This is a genomic window from Streptomyces rubellomurinus (assembly GCF_000961885.1).
In the GTDB taxonomy this organism is placed as follows: domain Bacteria; phylum Actinomycetota; class Actinomycetes; order Streptomycetales; family Streptomycetaceae; genus Kitasatospora; species Kitasatospora rubellomurina.
Map to the genome: position 1 here is coordinate 1 of NZ_JZKH01000038.1, position 14,800 is coordinate 14,800.

General features: G+C 70.0%; 17 protein-coding genes and 2 pseudogenes. 14 read left to right on the forward strand and 5 right to left on the reverse strand.

Annotated features, from left to right (window positions below; translation table 11 throughout):
- The first annotated feature begins 106 nt into the window (after positions 1-106).
- The 8 genes and pseudogenes from VM95_RS19215 (at position 107) to VM95_RS45645 (ending at position 6,033) form a co-directional block, all read left to right on the forward strand.
- A complete protein-coding gene (locus tag VM95_RS19215) occupies positions 107-1,180 on the forward strand; it encodes a UDP-N-acetylmuramate dehydrogenase (protein WP_045698454.1) in 1,074 nt (357 codons plus the stop codon).
- Between the two features lie 23 nt (positions 1,181-1,203).
- Positions 1,204-1,745, forward strand: a pseudogene (locus VM95_RS19220) (peptide deformylase).
- A gap of 184 nt (positions 1,746-1,929) precedes the next feature.
- On the forward strand, positions 1,930-2,793 hold the full coding sequence (locus tag VM95_RS19225; protein WP_045698456.1) for a DUF6192 family protein: 864 nt from the start codon (positions 1,930-1,932) through the stop codon (positions 2,791-2,793).
- A 150-nt stretch (positions 2,794-2,943) separates the two neighbouring features.
- Positions 2,944-3,357, forward strand: coding sequence for a hypothetical protein (locus tag VM95_RS19230; protein ID WP_045698457.1), 414 nt, complete (start codon positions 2,944-2,946; stop codon positions 3,355-3,357).
- A gap of 278 nt (positions 3,358-3,635) precedes the next feature.
- Positions 3,636-4,118 (forward strand): hypothetical protein, encoded by a 483-nt coding sequence (locus tag VM95_RS19235; protein WP_045698459.1) that lies wholly within the window; start codon positions 3,636-3,638, stop codon positions 4,116-4,118.
- Between the two features lie 452 nt (positions 4,119-4,570).
- Positions 4,571-5,014 carry an ATP-binding protein gene (locus tag VM95_RS42650; protein WP_157882148.1) on the forward strand — a complete coding sequence of 148 codons (444 nt, stop codon included), beginning with the start codon at positions 4,571-4,573 and terminating at the stop codon, positions 5,012-5,014.
- A 121-nt stretch (positions 5,015-5,135) separates the two neighbouring features.
- On the forward strand, positions 5,136-5,492 hold the full coding sequence (locus tag VM95_RS19245; protein ID WP_045698461.1) for a MarR family transcriptional regulator: 357 nt from the start codon (positions 5,136-5,138) through the stop codon (positions 5,490-5,492).
- Positions 5,479-6,033: a DUF6296 family protein gene (locus tag VM95_RS45645; protein ID WP_425265330.1), complete on the forward strand. Its 555-nt coding sequence runs from the start codon at positions 5,479-5,481 to the stop codon at positions 6,031-6,033. The genes VM95_RS19245 and VM95_RS45645 overlap by 14 nt, the downstream gene beginning before the upstream one ends.
- Here VM95_RS45645 and VM95_RS19250 read toward each other — a convergent pair.
- Entirely contained in the window at positions 5,970-6,404 is a 435-nt protein-coding gene (locus tag VM95_RS19250) for a CBS domain-containing protein (protein ID WP_045698463.1), read from the reverse strand. The genes VM95_RS45645 and VM95_RS19250 overlap by 64 nt on opposite strands.
- 247 nt (positions 6,405-6,651) lie before the next feature.
- On the opposite strand from VM95_RS19250, the gene VM95_RS19255 reads away from it, so the two are divergent.
- Both VM95_RS19255 and VM95_RS19260 read left to right on the forward strand, forming a co-directional pair.
- Entirely contained in the window at positions 6,652-7,098 is a 447-nt protein-coding gene (locus VM95_RS19255; RefSeq protein WP_279616836.1) for a DUF5994 family protein, read from the forward strand.
- A 199-nt stretch (positions 7,099-7,297) separates the two neighbouring features.
- Positions 7,298-7,876, forward strand: a complete 579-nt coding sequence (locus VM95_RS19260; RefSeq protein ID WP_045698467.1) for a DUF5994 family protein — start codon at positions 7,298-7,300, stop codon at positions 7,874-7,876.
- 39 nt (positions 7,877-7,915) lie between these two features.
- On the opposite strand, the gene VM95_RS19265 is transcribed toward VM95_RS19260, so the two are convergent.
- Positions 7,916-8,167 carry a hypothetical protein gene (locus VM95_RS19265; RefSeq protein WP_045698469.1) on the reverse strand — a complete coding sequence of 84 codons (252 nt, stop codon included), beginning with the start codon at positions 8,165-8,167 and terminating at the stop codon, positions 7,916-7,918.
- A 126-nt stretch (positions 8,168-8,293) separates the two neighbouring features.
- Here VM95_RS19265 and VM95_RS19270 point away from each other — a divergent pair.
- The 3 genes and pseudogenes from VM95_RS19270 (at position 8,294) to VM95_RS19275 (ending at position 9,604) form a co-directional block, all read left to right on the forward strand.
- Positions 8,294-8,651, forward strand: a pseudogene (locus VM95_RS19270) (PRC-barrel domain-containing protein).
- Between the two features lie 30 nt (positions 8,652-8,681).
- A complete protein-coding gene (locus tag VM95_RS43310; protein WP_167352938.1) occupies positions 8,682-8,849 on the forward strand; it encodes a hypothetical protein in 168 nt (55 codons plus the stop codon).
- Positions 8,850-8,995: 146 nt separating this feature from the next.
- Entirely contained in the window at positions 8,996-9,604 is a 609-nt protein-coding gene (locus VM95_RS19275) for a DUF5994 family protein (protein ID WP_045698471.1), read from the forward strand.
- Positions 9,605-9,649: 45 nt separating this feature from the next.
- On the opposite strand, the gene VM95_RS19280 is transcribed toward VM95_RS19275, so the two are convergent.
- The 3 genes from VM95_RS19280 to VM95_RS19290 all read right to left on the reverse strand — a co-directional run bounded on the left by VM95_RS19280 (position 9,650) and on the right by VM95_RS19290 (position 11,793).
- Positions 9,650-9,895 (reverse strand): hypothetical protein, encoded by a 246-nt coding sequence (locus VM95_RS19280; protein WP_157882149.1) that lies wholly within the window; start codon positions 9,893-9,895, stop codon positions 9,650-9,652.
- Positions 9,896-9,950: 55 nt separating this feature from the next.
- Complete coding sequence (locus VM95_RS19285; RefSeq protein WP_045698475.1) at positions 9,951-10,442, reverse strand: DUF5994 family protein; 492 nt, start codon at positions 10,440-10,442, stop codon at positions 9,951-9,953.
- Positions 10,443-10,596: 154 nt separating this feature from the next.
- Positions 10,597-11,793: a PP2C family protein-serine/threonine phosphatase gene (locus VM95_RS19290; RefSeq protein WP_045698477.1), complete on the reverse strand. Its 1,197-nt coding sequence runs from the start codon at positions 11,791-11,793 to the stop codon at positions 10,597-10,599.
- Between the two features lie 493 nt (positions 11,794-12,286).
- Here VM95_RS19290 and VM95_RS19295 point away from each other — a divergent pair, with 493 nt between their 5' ends.
- Entirely contained in the window at positions 12,287-14,743 is a 2,457-nt protein-coding gene (locus VM95_RS19295) for a helicase C-terminal domain-containing protein (protein WP_045698480.1), read from the forward strand.
- The last annotated feature ends 57 nt before the right edge of the window (positions 14,744-14,800 follow it).

Consider the following 14,800-nt stretch of genomic DNA (forward strand, 5'->3'; position numbering starts at 1 on the left):
TCTGCACCAACGCCGTCTACCACCACCAGGACAACCGCACCCGCCTCGCCCCGCTGCGGACCCTCGCCCTGAAGGCGATCACCGACGAACCCTAGGAGGGCCACCCGTGCCCAGCACCACGCTCGCGTCCCTCACCACCCTGCGGCTCGGCGGCCCGGCCGGCGGCCTCCTGCAGGTCGCCGACCCCGACGACTGGTTCGAACTGGTCCGTACAATCGGCGACCGACAGGAGGACGCGCCCCTCACGCTCGGCCACGGCAGCAATGTCATCGCCGCCGACACCGGCCACGAGGGCACCGTCGCCGTGATGAACACCCGGGGCATCACCGTGAAGCGGGTGGACGACGACACGGTGGCCGCGACCGTCCAGGCCGGCCACCCGCTCGCCGACCTCGTCCAGTGGGCCGCAGCCGAACACCTCGCCGGAATCGAGTGCCTGGCAGGCATACCCGGCACTGTCGGAGCTGCCCCGGTCCAGAACGCCGGAGCCTATGGCCAGCAGGTCTCCGGCACCCTCGACCACCTCACCGCCTGGGACTGGGACATGGGCCGCCTGCGGACCCTGCCCGCCCAGGCATGCCGCCTCCGCCACCGCGACAGCCGCTTCAAGAACGACCCCGGCCGCTGGACCATCCTCACCGCGACGTTCCACCTCACCCGCTCACCGGCTGCCCCGATCACCTACCAGCCGCTCGCCGACGAACTCGGCGTCTGTGTCGGCGCCCGACCGCCCGTCGCCGAGGTGGCCACCGCCGTCCTCGCCAACCGTCACCGCCGCGGACTCCTCCTCGACCCCCACGGCCCCGACGCCCGCCAGGCCGGATCGGTCTTCCTCAACCCACCCGTCACCGCCGCCCAGGCCGCCCGTTGGTCGGCTGCCGGCTGCCCAGTCCACACCGACAGCGACGGGCAGCTGCGGGCCAGCGCCGGCTGGCTGCTGGAGCACACCGGCTACCGCCCCGGCTACAAGATCGCAGACGGCATCCGCTGCTCGGAACGCCGCACCCTCACCCTCACCGCCCACGACGGAGCAACCGCGACGGACTTCGCCCAGGCCCTCACCGAGCTCTCGGCCCAGGTCGAGATCGCGACCGGGATCAAACTCCGGCCCGAACCGACGTTGGTCGGCGCCTGGACCGCCACCGCCAACGACCCGCAGCAGACCACGGAGATCAAGTGATCGAGGTGCGGCCCAGCCAGCAGATGCAGTCCCTCGGCGTCGTCCAACAGGGCATCCCCATCCTCAACCAGCCCGCCGAACCCTTCGACCTCCCGGCCGAACACGCCGCCGCCCAGACCGTGATCGACGAGCTGTTCGCCGCCGTCGATCGCATCGGCCGCGTCCACTCCTTCGCCAAGGGCATGGGCCTCGCCGCCCCGCAGATCGGTATCCCCCGCGCCGCCGCCCTCGTCCTTCCCCTGACCGCCGACGCCGAGCCGATCATCCTGCTCAACCCGACGATCACGGCCGTCTCCGACGAGACCGACGAGAAGTACGAGGGATGCCTCAGCTTCTTCGACGTCCGCGGCATGGTCCCTCGCCCCTCCGCATGATCGTCACCGCGGCCAACCTCGACGGCACCATCACCACGGTCACCTACGAGTTCGGCTTGGCCCGCCTCATCGCCCACGAGATCGACCACCTCGACGGCCTGCTCTACACCGCACGCATGGCTGCCGGCGTCGAGCCCATCCCTGTCGAGCAGTACCGGCAGACCGGCCAAACGTGCTCCTACGAGCGGTGAGCGCCTGCCGACCTCACCCTGAGCACTCTGGCGTCTCACGGTGACGGCCCTGGACACTGGGCTTGTCACACGTTCCATCGCTCACCGCCTGTCGTGGCCGGGCCAAGCCCCGGTTGCGCCGCCCGTGCACTCCTCCATATTGGAATAAGGTAGGACAAAGGGGGTCACTGACCGGGGAGGTCGGATGGCTACGAGCCTAGTGACCGAGTACAGCCCGAAAGAGTGGAAGAACCTAGTTCACCTCGGGCAAGAGCTGGTCGACAGCGAGAGCACGGTCCAGTTCCGGCTGGGTGACATCGGCCTTGAGCTGGTGCCGCTACCGCCGAAGGGCAAGCGCTTGCCCATGAAGGCGTACAGCATGCTGGCCGACTACGCCGACGAGGTCGGGCTCACGCGGGAGACGTTCGAGGGCTACCGGCTCGTCGCAGGCGCCTGGCCGAAGGACAAACGGCAGGAAGACGTCTGCTGGACGGTCCATTCCATCCTGTCCTACCGGCACGACCGGTTCGAGTTGATCCTCGACCCTCCGGTACACCGCAAGACTGGCCGCCGAGAGTGGACCTGCGCTGCGGCCCAGCGGGTAATGGGCTGGAAGACCGACGTTCCTGAGACTGAGGACGAGCGCCTCCAGATGGTCGAGGACCTCCTCAACGACGAGCAGGTAGCGGCCAAGGCTGTTGAGCGCGCCATGAGCCGGAAAGAAGTGGCGCGCCGCGTCGTCGAGCGGCCGGCTGTTCGCGAGTCGTTTAACCGGGCACAGACCGAGCGAATCGTCGAGGCGCACGAGCAGACGAAGAAGCGCCCTGAGATCCGGCGCATCAACGAACAAGCAGAGGTGTACTCCGTCCTGCATCTCTGCTCCGACTTCACTCACGGCATCGGCCGAGCGTTGCCAACCCTCCACGTGGCCCAGCTCTCCGAGGACGCCAAGGACTCGATCCGCGAGGGACTTCAGCGCGTGACTGCCGCAGTCTCGTGGACAGAGCATGCCCTGGACACGGGGAGCACCGATATCGACTCCGCACTGGAACGGCTGCTGGCGGAGTAGCGAATGAAACAACATCCACAGGAAGGAGCAGGCCGTCTGCCCTCCGCGCGCTCGGGGAAGCACAGACAGGGAAAGCATCAAGACGATCGGCTGGAGGAGCCGGAAGGCTGCGCGGAGGATGCTCGTCCAGTTCCCAAGGGATGAATAGCGATGACCGTGTACCAGCACGCCGAGGTATCGGCACAGATGGTCAAGGACGCCTTGGACGAGGCAGGAACCCGGGGCTTGACGTTTGACGAGCTGCTCGACGAAACAGGTCTCACGCGCTGCCAAGTCAGGTACGGGATGGCTTACCTGCGAGAGAGCCTTGCAGGGCTGAAGGACTCATCGGCCGTGTTCACGTACGACCCCAGAGACAACGTGTACCGCACCGAGTACATCCCGGAAGTCGCCGACTACTACGAGATTCTGAGGCTCCAGGGCGACGCGACTCGGACCCTCCGGATGTTGGCCGGCACGGTGATCCCCCACTCGAGGCTGGCCCGGACCAAGCAGGTGCGTCTTCTGCGCCGCCACCTGGAGGTCGTCGTCGAAGACACCAAGGACATCCTCGCGCCGGTGTGACCGGTCCAGCCCAACACGCGAAGGGCTGGACTGCGGTGAAGCCGTATGCGCCCTCAGCCGGCTCCACCTCGATCCGTCGCGCCGCAACGGGGAGCGATGCGCCCTCGACCGAGATCCCGCTCCCGTCGCCGGCCAGCAATGCCAGACACCGGAACAGCTAACGCAAGACATGGCAATAAGGGTGGACTAGTAGTCCAGGGAAGCATCTAGACACCTGGATACGAGGCATGCAAGTATCCAGGCATCCGCCAGACGGCGGATGCATTGGGAGGGATGGCATGTCTCAGGAACAGCAGTTCGTCTCGGTACCGGTTCCGATCCAGCACGTCACGCAGGTGTACGCGTTTCTCGCGGAACTCGCCGGCATCACGACGGGTCCATCGGCAGAGACCACCGCCACTCCGCTGGACGACGGCGAATGGCCCTTCGTCGAGTGGGGCGTGCAAGACCTGCGCAAGCTGACGCAGGACGCACTGGACTCCGTGCAGGTGGTCACCGGAGTACTCGACATCCTGGCCAAGCAGCCCGGCGAGCGAGTGAGCTACACCTCGCTCGTGGAACTGCTCAACGTGGACCGAAAGCGCCTACGGGGCGTCCTGTCCGCCTTCACCCGCGTCGTACACAAGCACTACGGTCGACGGAACTGGCCGATGACCTGGGTGGAGGCTCCCAGCGAGGGGACCGACCTCAAGTCCGAGTTCTACTACACGGTGAGCGAGACCACCGCCGCGCGGTGGCGGGAGGTTCGCACTCAGAGCTGATGGCGGCCGAGACGAGTCCCACCGCGCGGGAGATGTCTGAGGCAACCAGTTGTGGTTGCAGTTCTGGTTGCATTCACCCCCGTCCGGGGGCGTTCAGCGCCCGACCGGCGAGTCATTCCGCCGCAGGTCAGGACGCCTACGACCGTCCCCGGACAGCCGGACGAACAGTTGGAAAGCGTGTTGGGGGCAACCCCTCACGAGTTCGAATCTCGTATCCTCCGCCTCTGCCCAGTAGGGCAGTTGAAGGCCCCGACCGGGTTCCCGGTCGGGGCCTTCTTCGTGTCGTGGTCTCAGTTTTGGTCTCAGTTCGTCGGCACCGGGTGAGCAACTGCCCCGGACCGCCCCGGCGGCACCGCAGCCCCGGAGACCCGACCACTGCCACGCACATGATCCCCACCTGAACGGGTAGCCGCATGGTTCGAGGAGCTGCAACGGGAAGCAGGCGAACCACCGTGGAGAGTCACCTCGGCCCAGCAGCGGTTCGCCGTCACTGCCAGCTCGATTTCACCGCCGGAGGTGGAACGTCCCCCGTCAGCGAAGGTAGGGCATTCACGCGCCGAACCCTGTCCGGTTGGCATCTCGCCCCATCCGTTCTCGGCGACGACGTCCAGCTCATCGTGTCGGAACTGCTCACCAACGCCGCCAGGTACACGACGGGCCCTCTCGCACTGGATCTGGACCAGAACGGCCCGTGCCTGCGCATCACCGTCATCGACCCCCGCTCCGGCACCGTGCTGCCCGATCCGGGCACGCACCGGCCGGCACGGGTCGGCGGCCATGGCCTGTTCATCGTCGACCGCCTCGCCCTCTGCTGGGGCACCCTCCCGAACGCCGGCGGCAAGGCCGTATGGGCCGAACTCCTCGTCCCCTCCGAACAACCACCGCCATCGCCTTGAAACCCCGCGCCGTGACACGGATCCGCGGGCGAAAACTCGACCCCGCGTTCCACGGTGTGGCCCAACAGCGGATCCTCAAGTCAGGCATGGCAAAAGCGGAATCCAGGTTCATACTTATGGTATGTCGGATGAGCGAGAGCCGCGAACGAGCTGGACGTTCCTGACGCAGCACGCGCGTGTGCTGTTGATGATCTCGCGGGATGCGGACGTCCGCTTGCGGGACCTGGCCGCGATGTGCGGCATGACCGAACGGGCCGCGCGGGCGATCGTCACGGACCTGGAGAAGGCCGGCTACCTGACCCACTCCCGGCACGGACGCCGCAACCGCTACCAGGTGGTCCGCGGCACGTACTTCCGTCATCCCGCCGAGGGCCACCACGAGATCGCCGGGCTGCTGGCCCTGTTCGCCGATCTCGCCCCCGACGCCGGCCACCAGCCTGCGACCGCCACCGGTGATCATCATGATGAGCATCCGTGACCCCGCGCCAACCCGTCTCCCGTACCCCGCCGCACCTTGTGCGCGTCCCGGCCGCTCTGCCACCACCCCTCCCGTTGAGGCGGTGAGTCCAGTGCCCGACCCCAGCGGATCCACCCGGCACGGATCGGGTGAGGAGCTCCGGACGGACACTCCGTCTCGCTACGCGGTGACCCTTCCGGGTGTACCCGGCAGGCACAGTCCGCTCGAGGTCGTCGTCGTTCATGCCACGGACGAGGTGACCGCGGACGGGGCCCTGGTCTACGCGGACAAGGCCGGCACCTTCCGCGTAGAGATCATCGGGGAGACGGCCCGACCGCTCGCCGAGCCCGACCGGTCCGGAACGGCACACGTGCATGCACGCCACCCCACTGCCCTGACCTCGCCGCAGCTTCGCTCCGGGCATGGCCCGACCTGGCACCGTGCTCGATTCCTGACCGGCGCAAACAGCTCAGGACTCTCGAACGCGGGCACTCAGCCTCAGGCAGCCTTGCCCGCGACGAGGCTGGTGACACGGTCGGCCATGAGGACACCGAGGATGTAGCCGTCCTCGTCGACGACGGGCCAGACCGCCAAGCGCTTGACCCGCATGGCGATCGCGGCCAGGGCCAGGCCCATGGTCGGCCAGGCGAACGGGCCGCGCTGGTGGGTGGTGGCACTGATCGCGGTCCGTCCGGTGTACCAGGAGCGGTTCAGGAACGGATGGAGTCCGGTGCGGGTGACCAGCCCCTCGCACCGGCCGTCGTGGTCGCGGACCAGCAGGTAATCGAGGTGGGCGCCGCGGAGGACGTCGTCGGCCTGGTCGACGGTGCTGTCGTCGGCTATCTGGTAGTCGCAGGTGTCCATGGCGTCGGCGACCGTGAGGCCGCGGCCGGGCCGTACCGCCTGCGGGGAGTGGGTGGTCACGGTGCTCACCGTTCCCGTCTCCGGCCGCCCTCTGGGGCTGCCGAGCTTTCCTTCACCCAGAACGAGGCCGGAACGGTTACCGGAATACGTGATGCCCTGGATGCCTACGACCCTACTCCGGTGGCGAGCGGACCGGAGCAGCCCGCTGCGGAGTAGCTTGGAAGACAACCGAGGACATATCGCACATCGGCATCAGCGTCGACGTCGCCCTGGGTCATGACGGGTCCCTCGCGGACCGGACGGGCGGCTTCGCATGATGCCGATTCCTTTCCCAACCTCTTCCTCTCCTGGGCCGTGGACGGCACCCGGCGCCCCGCTGCTGCCTCGCCTGGTTCTGGAACCGACGATGTCACGGGAGGGCGTCTTCGACGGCGCCTGGTGGCCCCGCTCGAACCACGTCCTCGCCGAACTGCCGGACCTGATCACCGCGCTCGGTGCCCACTTCGGGCGCATCGTCCGGGTCGGCCTCGACACCTCGGCCTGGGACCTCGTGCCCCGGTCCGTGGCGGCGAACGGCCTGACGGTCAGAATCAACTGGTTCACCGGCAGCGACGCGACGATCAGCGTCACCCGGGGGTTCCAGGACCACTTCCTGCTGCTGGTGGTACCGCCCGGCACCAAGTCGGCAACGGCCGCCTCGGCGATGGCCGGCGCCTCGGCGACCGGCAACCACACCCCGGCGGCAGAACTCCTGCTCGGCTGAACGGCCCGGGCACGGTCTCGGCTGCCGCTTCGAGAAGGCGGCAGCCGACGCCGCGTCCGGACCGGACCGGACCGGACCGGAGTAGCCTGGACATCACCGAAGGCACTTCGCATGCCGGCACCGGATACTGGCGTCGTCTCCGGCGAACGGCAATGCCGGACCCGGCTTCTCGGCCGGGCCCGGGGACAGGTCTCTGATCATGACCACGACCCTCGATCGTGCGACGACGCCCGCCGCCACGGATTCCACGGCTCGGCTCACCCTCGCGCCCAGTGGCGTGCGGCCCGGCCGTCTGGACGGTGCCTGGTGGCCCCGCTCGCGTGATCTTCTTCTCGAACTCCCCGCCCTGGCCGCCGAGATCGACGAGCGGTGGGGCCGGATCACCCGGATCACCGTGAACCCCGCGCGGTGGCCTGTCATCCCCCGGCGGATCCCGGTCACGGGTCACACCGTCCACGCGGGCTGGTTCACCATCGAACAGGACCAGCACATGATCATGGTCTGTTCCTATGCCCCCCGTCGGCTGAGCCTGCTGGTGGTCCCGCCCCAGACGGATGCCGTCGAGGCCGCCCGGCTGATGGCCGAGGCCGCCGATCCCGCGAACACCAGGACCGCGAGCGAACTGCTCGCCGCCGAGCCGAGCACCGGTGCGACCGGGCCGGAAGTCGGTTCCGATTTCCTGCCGTCGGCCGTCACACCCTCCACCGGGCTTGGCGAGGCCGACCGGCGAGCCGATCTCGCCCGGAGCCGGGCCGCCTCCTGGCCGGCATCCGCGTAGGCGGCCGGCGGGAGCTGCCCGGGCCGGAGCCGGGCTGGCTCACTCGCGTGACCACTCGGTCTCGGCCTGGGGTTCACCGTCGGCACCGGTCCCTTCCCAGAGCCGGACCCTGACTGCCCGAGGGCCCGGCGCGGGTCGGGAGAGGGTGCGAACGAACACGTCCCGGAGATGGTTGGCCGCCCGCTGCGGCGGACCGTCGTACTCCAGCGGATTCGACATCGTCGTGTCGTCCTGCCGGGACCAGCGGCCGTCGTCGTCCTGGGTCTCCAGAATCCACCGGTAGCGCTGCATCGTGCCCTCCTGTGACAACCCTCCTGCCCTGACACGACCGTACGAGGCGGGCGGGCGGAGGGCGACCGGGGATGTCGACCGGCAGCCGCGGCACCACAATGGAACCAGGAGCTGAGGAGATGGCCGATGTTCGAGGCAGGCGCCATCCGGGAGTGGCGCGGCCATGACGTGGTCGACGCCGACGGACACAAGATCGGCACGCTGGAGTCCGTCTATGTGGACACCGTGACCGATCAGTCGTTCTTCGCGACGGTCATGGTCGGCCTGCCCACCCGCCGCCGCCTGGTGTTCGTCCCGCTGTCCGACGCGACGGGTAGGTCCCGGTTACCTGAAGGTCCCCCGGCCCAGGAGCCAGGTGAAACACGCCCCGGCCATCGACACCGACGGCGAACTCCCCGCCGAGGACGAGGCAGCCGTCTTCGCCCACTACGGGCTGGACTACGCACCGGGCACGGGCGGAGAGCGCCGCCTGGCCCGCCGCTAGGAGCCCTCCTGACCATGAAGGAGGCCGACGATGGCCCTGGTACTGTTCCTCGTCATCGTGGCGATCGTGCTCGGACTGGTCGGTGTCGTCGCCGAGGGCCTGAAGTACCTGCTGTTCATCGGCATCGCCGTGCTGATCGTCGCGCTGATACTCTCCGCCGTCCGGTTCCGGCGCGGGGGCCGGTCCGTGAACCGCTGAGTACCGTGCCGGGTCCGGGCCGGACCGGGAGTAGCCTGGACATCACCGAAGGCACCCCGCATGCCGGCACCGGACACTGGCGTCGTCTCCGGCGAACGGCAATCCCGGACTTGGCACCGGCCAGGCTCGGAGACGGGTCCTTGATCATGACTGTGATCGACGGCGCGACGCTTGCCACCCCCGAACCCGCCCTGCGGTTCTCCCTGGCACCGGACGGCCCGCGAGCCGGACGGCTGGACGGGGCCTGGTGGCCCCGATCGCACGACCTTCCTTCCGAACTCCCCGCCCTGGCCGCCGAACTGGACGAGCGATGGGGTCGAGTCGCCGGAATCACCGTGAACCCCGCCCAGTGGTTGACCGTCCCCCGACGGATCCCGGTCGCGGGCCACACCGTCCATGCGAGCCACACCGTCCACGCGAGCTGGTTCACCGCCGTGCAGGACCAGCACACGATCTCGGTCCGCTCGCACCTTGCCCGTCGGCTGACCCTGCTGGTCGTCCCGCCGCGGACGGGAGCCGTCGCCGCAGCCTGGCTGATGGCCGAGGCCGCCGATCCCGCGAACACCAGGACCGCGAGCGAACTGCTCGCCGACGAGCCGTCCGCGAAGATGCCCGACCGGCGGGGGATCGTCTGGCCGGTACGCGACCCCTTGGTCTCGGCCTGGGGCTCCGCCCGGTGGGGCGGGCCGTCGTCCCCGCCCGGGCGCTCCGGCACTGGCCCCCGACCGGCCACCGGTGACGCCGACCACCGGTGACGCCGCCGCCCGATCCTTCGTTCTTTCGCTCCCGGCGGGTCGCCGTCAGTACTCGGAGCCGCTTCGCAGGTAGGTGCCAGCGACCTGGAGCCACGCTCCGGGGCTGAAGCATGCCTCGATCCGGTGCGGGGTGTCCTCGAAGACCCGCAGGACACGAAGCGCCCCGCTGGGGTGCAGGTCGTACTCGAAGGTGACGCCGTCCGCACCGTCCTCGTACTGCAGGTCCAGCGGCCCCTTCGACGGCTCCGCCGGCGACCGGGCCTCCGCCGAGAGTTTCACGTAGACGGACATCTTCACGTCCCACCTTTCCTGCCTGCCCGGCGTGACCGGCTCACGGGTCTGCCCCTCAGGGCGTTTCGGCCGGGGGGCCGGAGCTGACGCCGGTGTCGATGAGGATCTGCCGTGCCGAGTCACTGCCACCGGCCCTGACCGCGCGTGCCATGGAGGCCAGGGCCGCCTCCTGGCTCGCATGTGGGGGGACGACGAGCAGGCTGAAGTGGTCACGGTCGCCCCGTGTGACGATCACGGTGTCGTCGCCGACCGGGTAGCGGTCGATGTGCACCGACCGGCCGTCGACCATCAGACTGGCCGGGACGTCGTCCCAGGCGCCCGCGTCGAGGCCGACGCTCACGATGGGGCCGAGATGACCGGTCAACGCGTGGATCAGGTCAGGGAGTTCGGCGCCGATGTCGCGTGAACGCGGCCACCATGCACCGTCGAGCACGCCTTCGCGTGACCGGGTGGTCTCCAGGCGCAACGCTACCGTCCCCGGCTTCGCGGCCTGCCGGAACCGCTCCGGCAGAAACCCGTAGCGGGAATCGCTGGCTTCGTCCGACATAGCTCGCCACCTGTCAGCCCTGAGAGACCTGGCACGCCGGGTGCGGGCCGGGCCTCGCGGGGAGCGACAGCTCGGGCCGCTCCGATATCCCACGGTACTCCGCCCGCACCTGGCCGGCCCGACCGGTCGTGAGAGCAGGGGCGGCGTGCCGCTCTCAGCGCCACTCGATCAGGAACAGGGTGGCGTCGTCGCTCGTGTGCCCGCCCCGCTTCTCCTTCAGCACGTGGGAGAGCGCCCGCACCACGGCCCGCACCCCCTCCTGCGAACGCTCGACGCGGTTGACCCAGTCGATGAGCTGGTCCTCCCCGAACTGTTCCCCGCCGGGCTCGCGCTCCTCGACCAGGCCGTCGGTGAAGCACAGGACCCGGTCGCCATGCCGCAGTGCCCGCTCGCTGATCACGGGCTCCTCGCCGCCGAAGCCGACCGGCAAGGTCGTCTCGCTCTCCAGCCGCTCGACGACGGCGTGGTCGCGGATCAAAAGGGGCTGCGGATGGCCGGCGTTGACCCACTGCAGGTGGCCGCTGACGGTGTTCAGGCGCATCATCTGCGCGGTGACGAAGTGGTCCGGCCCGAACTGCTCCGCGATGGCCCGGTCCATGAACGCGTAGATCTCGGCCAGTCCGATGTCGGCTCGCCTGGCGTGCCGGTACGCGCCGATGGCCACGGTCGCCATGGCAGCGGCGTCCAGCCCGTGGCCCATGGCGTCGATCGTGGCCACGTGCAGAAGATCGTCGTTCAGCGCGTAGTCGAAGCTGTCGCCGGCCACCTGGTAGGCGGGTTCGAGGATGCCGGCCACGGCGACCCGCGGGGCGGTCATCGCCAACGGAGGCAGCAGTGACCACTGGATCTCCGCGGCCACGCTCATCGGCTGGAGGCGCCGGGCCTGGAAGATCCGGTCGGTGTAGCCGCTCTTGGTGACCAGCAGATCCGCGACCAGGGAGGCGAAGCGCCGTAGGAGCCGCCGGTCGTCGCCATCGACGTCGTCCAGCGTGAGTGCCAGCACTCCCACCTCGTCCCCGCCGTCCAGCAACGGCAGGTACACCCGCACCCCGTCGCCCTGCGGCACCTCGACGGAGACACCACTCAGAAAAGCCGCGCCTGCGGACGAGCCGTCGATCGGCACCGGCTCCCGGGCGGCCAGCCCCCGTCCGGACAGCGGCACCAGCACCAATTGCCCGTAGTCCTGCAGCAGGAGCACCGGGTCACGGCCACCGATCCCACGCACCGCGTCGGCGACCAATGGAGCAATCAGATGGGGCGGAAGCTCGTGGGCCTGGTCGAGCAGTGCGCCCAGCAGGTGTTCGCCGAACCCCTCCGACCGGTCCAGGCGCCGCTCGCCGTCCCTGCCCACCGACGATCCTTCCTGTCCCGTACAAGTCGGCACGGGCGCGATCAACCCCGGCACCCCGGTGCGGTTCACCGGGCCGGTCCTTCCATTACGCCCGACGGCGACGCATTCCGCCCCCCGGTTACGCCCCTCCCTGCGGGGCGACGCCGCCGAGAAATCGGCTCTACCACCCGTGGGCACGACCCCGATGCGCTGCGGAGGCCGCCGATCCTGGTCTCAGTTCTGGTCTCATTCACCCCCGTCCGGCCGGGTTCAGCCGCCGCTCAACCACATATTTCGCCGCAGGTCAGAACCGGTGTGAACGCCGACGGACACCGTTGCGGAGAATTGGAAAGCGTGTTGGGGGCAACCCCTCACGAGTTCGAATCTCGTATCCTCCGCCTTCACGAAGGCCCGGACCGTCTCGTACGGTCCGGGCCTTCGTCGTACCCGCCCCGTTGGTACGTCATCCTTGTGCTCCCGGCCTGTGCTCCCGGCCGACTGCGGCAGGGCACGGATGTCCTCCTACGTGGTGAGGTGCCTCATCAGCAAGAAGAGCGGATCGGTGCTGGCCACCTGGCTGCGCGGTCTGGACGCGGCCGAGTTGGAGCGGGTCCTGGCGGCGCGCCCGGACGCCGTGTCGGCTCCGGAGCCGCGGTCGGTCGGTGAACTGGCGGACCGGCTCCAGCGGCCGGCCTCCGTGGCACTGGCCCTGCCCCGGCTCGCGCTGCCGTGTCTGCAGGTGGCGGAGGCCGCCGCCGCGCTGACGGTCGTGTCACGGGACGGCCTGGCGGGCATCCTGGGCGCGACGCACGGTGACCGCGCCCACGCGTTGGATGCCGTCCTGGCGGCGATGGCCGATCGCGCCTTGGTGTGGCCGACCGAAAACGGGCTGCTGCACATGGCGGCGCCCCTACGGAGTGCATGGAATTCACCCCTGGGACTCGATGCACCGCTCATGCACCTGCTCGCGGGCTCGAACTCCGACGAGGTGGCGCGCATGGTGGCAAAACTCGGCGTCAAACCGGCCGCCAACAGGAAGGAAACGCGGCTGGCGGCGCTGGTCGAGCATCACAGCGATCCGGCTCGGGTCGCGGCGCTTGTCGCCACGGCGCCTGCAGCGACCAGGAAACTCCTCGAACGACGGGCGCACGAGACTCCGGAGCGACCGGGGTTCGTCATGTTCGGGACTCCGCAAGCCGGCCCCAGGCCCGCCGAGCAGTGGGCGCTGGAGCGGGGGTTGCTGATCCGGGACCGCCGCTGGTCCGGGCCGGCCCGGATGCCCGCGGAGGTGGCACTCGCACTGCGCGGCTCCGACTGGCACGCCCCGTTCACTCCCGTCCCGCCCGACGTGCGGTCGGTGCCCGTCACCGCCCCGGACGTCGAACGGGAAGCCACAGCCGCCTCGATGGCGTTCGCCGCCCATGCCGTGTCCGTCCTGGGGGCGTGCGCCGCCGCTCCCCCGGCTCGGTTGAAGGCCGGCGGGGTCGGCGCCCGCGAACTGTCCCGGATCGGCAAGGCGGCGCAGTGCGACGAGATCGTGGTGCGCCTGGCGCTGGAGGCGGCGAGCGCGGCCGGGCTGCTGGCCCGGGACGGCGACCGGGTCGCGGCGACCGCCGCGTACGACACCTGGGCCGAGCAGAAGCCGGCCGACCAACTCACCGTGCTGCTCCAGGCATGGTGGGCGCTCCCGCTGACCCCCGGCGGGAGCCGCGACGAGGATGGCAAGGCTCTGCCAGCGCTCGCCGGGGCGCCGCCCTGCGGAGGCTGCGTACAGGCCCGGCACGGGCTGCTCGCGGCCGCGGCGCAGCTCCCGGTCGGCGAAGGGGCGGTGAACTCGGCGGAGCTGGGGGCGCTGCTCGTGTGGCTCCGCCCGCTCGCCGACGAACTCCCCCAGGACGCCACACCGTTCGCCACCTTGATCCGGGAGGCGGAACTGCTCGGCGCACTCGCGCTCGGGGCCGTGTCCCCGATCGGGGCCGCCCTGCTCGCCGACGACGCCGAGGACCTGACCGACGCCTGCCGGCGACTGCTGCCCGCAGCCAGCGGGACGGCCCGCTTCGGCAGCGACCTCACGGCCGTGGTGACCGGTACGCCGTCGGCACCCCTCCTCGCGCTACTGGACTCCGTCGCGGACCGGGAGACCGCCGGTGCGGCGTCCGTCTGGCGGTTCAGCCCGAGAAGCGTCCGCCGGGCCCTCGACACCGGCCTCACCCCCGACGCCCTCACGGCCGACCTGGCCGCCGTCGCCGTCGAGTCGCTTCCCCAACCACTCTCGTACCTGATCCAGGACACCGCTCGCGGCCACGGCCGGGTGCGCATCGCCTCCGCCGCCTGCGTGATCCACGGTGAAGAGCCCGCCCTCCTGGCCGAACTCGCCGCGCACCGCAAGCTCTCCCGGCTCGGCCTGCGGCAGCTGGCACCAACAGTGCTGATCAGCCGAACTCCACCGGACAAGACGCTCGCGGCACTGCGCGACGCGGGCTACGCCCCGGTCGCCGAGAAACCAGACGGGTCCGTCCGGATCGAGCGGGCCCAACACCGCCGCGCGGCAAGCCCCGTCCCACCCCCGCGCCTCCCCGGCAGCCGGCGCCGCCCACAGCAGACGGGCGACCGCACCGCAGACGTCGGGGCCGGCGTCGACCTCCCGGCCCTCGCCACCCGCCTGCTGGGCGCCCCGCAGGACGTTCCGGAGCCCAACCCGTACGACGGCCGCCCCTACGCCAGCGACACCGAGGAGATCATCGCCGGGCACGCGCGCAACCTCGCCTTCACCGATGTCCGCCAGCTGGCCCACGCCGTCAATAACGGTCAGGCCATCACGATCGAGTACGTGGCCACCTCGGGCAACGCGACCGTCCGCACGCTCAGCCGGCTCGAACTGGACGCCCCGTATCTCCACGCCTGGTGCCACCTGCGGAACGACGAGCGGGTGTTCACCATCTCCCGCATCCACGGGGTGATGCCCTCGTAGCCGGCGACCCAAGGCATGAGCGCTCGGCACTCCGGTCTCGATTGCGGTCTCTGGGCC

What these genes read in the sequence shown, in the direction of transcription:
- VM95_RS19225 (WP_045698456.1), top strand. Translation starts at nt 1,930, where the DNA reads ATGGCTACGAGCCTAGTGACCGAGTACAGCCCGAAAGAGTGGAAGAAC.
- VM95_RS19295 (WP_045698480.1), top strand. Translation starts at nt 12,287, where the DNA reads ATGTCCTCCTACGTGGTGAGGTGCCTCATCAGCAAGAAGAGCGGATCG.
- VM95_RS19235 (WP_045698459.1), top strand. Translation starts at nt 3,636, where the DNA reads ATGTCTCAGGAACAGCAGTTCGTCTCGGTACCGGTTCCGATCCAGCAC.
- VM95_RS19280 (WP_157882149.1), bottom strand. Translation starts at nt 9,895, where the DNA reads ATGTCCGTCTACGTGAAACTCTCGGCGGAGGCCCGGTCGCCGGCGGAG.
- VM95_RS19255 (WP_279616836.1), top strand. Translation starts at nt 6,652, where the DNA reads ATGCCGATTCCTTTCCCAACCTCTTCCTCTCCTGGGCCGTGGACGGCA.
- VM95_RS19260 (WP_045698467.1), top strand. Translation starts at nt 7,298, where the DNA reads ATGACCACGACCCTCGATCGTGCGACGACGCCCGCCGCCACGGATTCC.
- VM95_RS19230 (WP_045698457.1), top strand. Translation starts at nt 2,944, where the DNA reads ATGACCGTGTACCAGCACGCCGAGGTATCGGCACAGATGGTCAAGGAC.
- VM95_RS19285 (WP_045698475.1), bottom strand. Translation starts at nt 10,442, where the DNA reads ATGTCGGACGAAGCCAGCGATTCCCGCTACGGGTTTCTGCCGGAGCGG.
- VM95_RS43310 (WP_167352938.1), top strand. Translation starts at nt 8,682, where the DNA reads ATGGCCCTGGTACTGTTCCTCGTCATCGTGGCGATCGTGCTCGGACTG.
- VM95_RS19245 (WP_045698461.1), top strand. Translation starts at nt 5,136, where the DNA reads ATGTCGGATGAGCGAGAGCCGCGAACGAGCTGGACGTTCCTGACGCAG.
- VM95_RS19275 (WP_045698471.1), top strand. Translation starts at nt 8,996, where the DNA reads ATGACTGTGATCGACGGCGCGACGCTTGCCACCCCCGAACCCGCCCTG.
- VM95_RS19265 (WP_045698469.1), bottom strand. Translation starts at nt 8,167, where the DNA reads ATGCAGCGCTACCGGTGGATTCTGGAGACCCAGGACGACGACGGCCGC.
- VM95_RS45645 (WP_425265330.1), top strand. Translation starts at nt 5,479, where the DNA reads ATGAGCATCCGTGACCCCGCGCCAACCCGTCTCCCGTACCCCGCCGCA.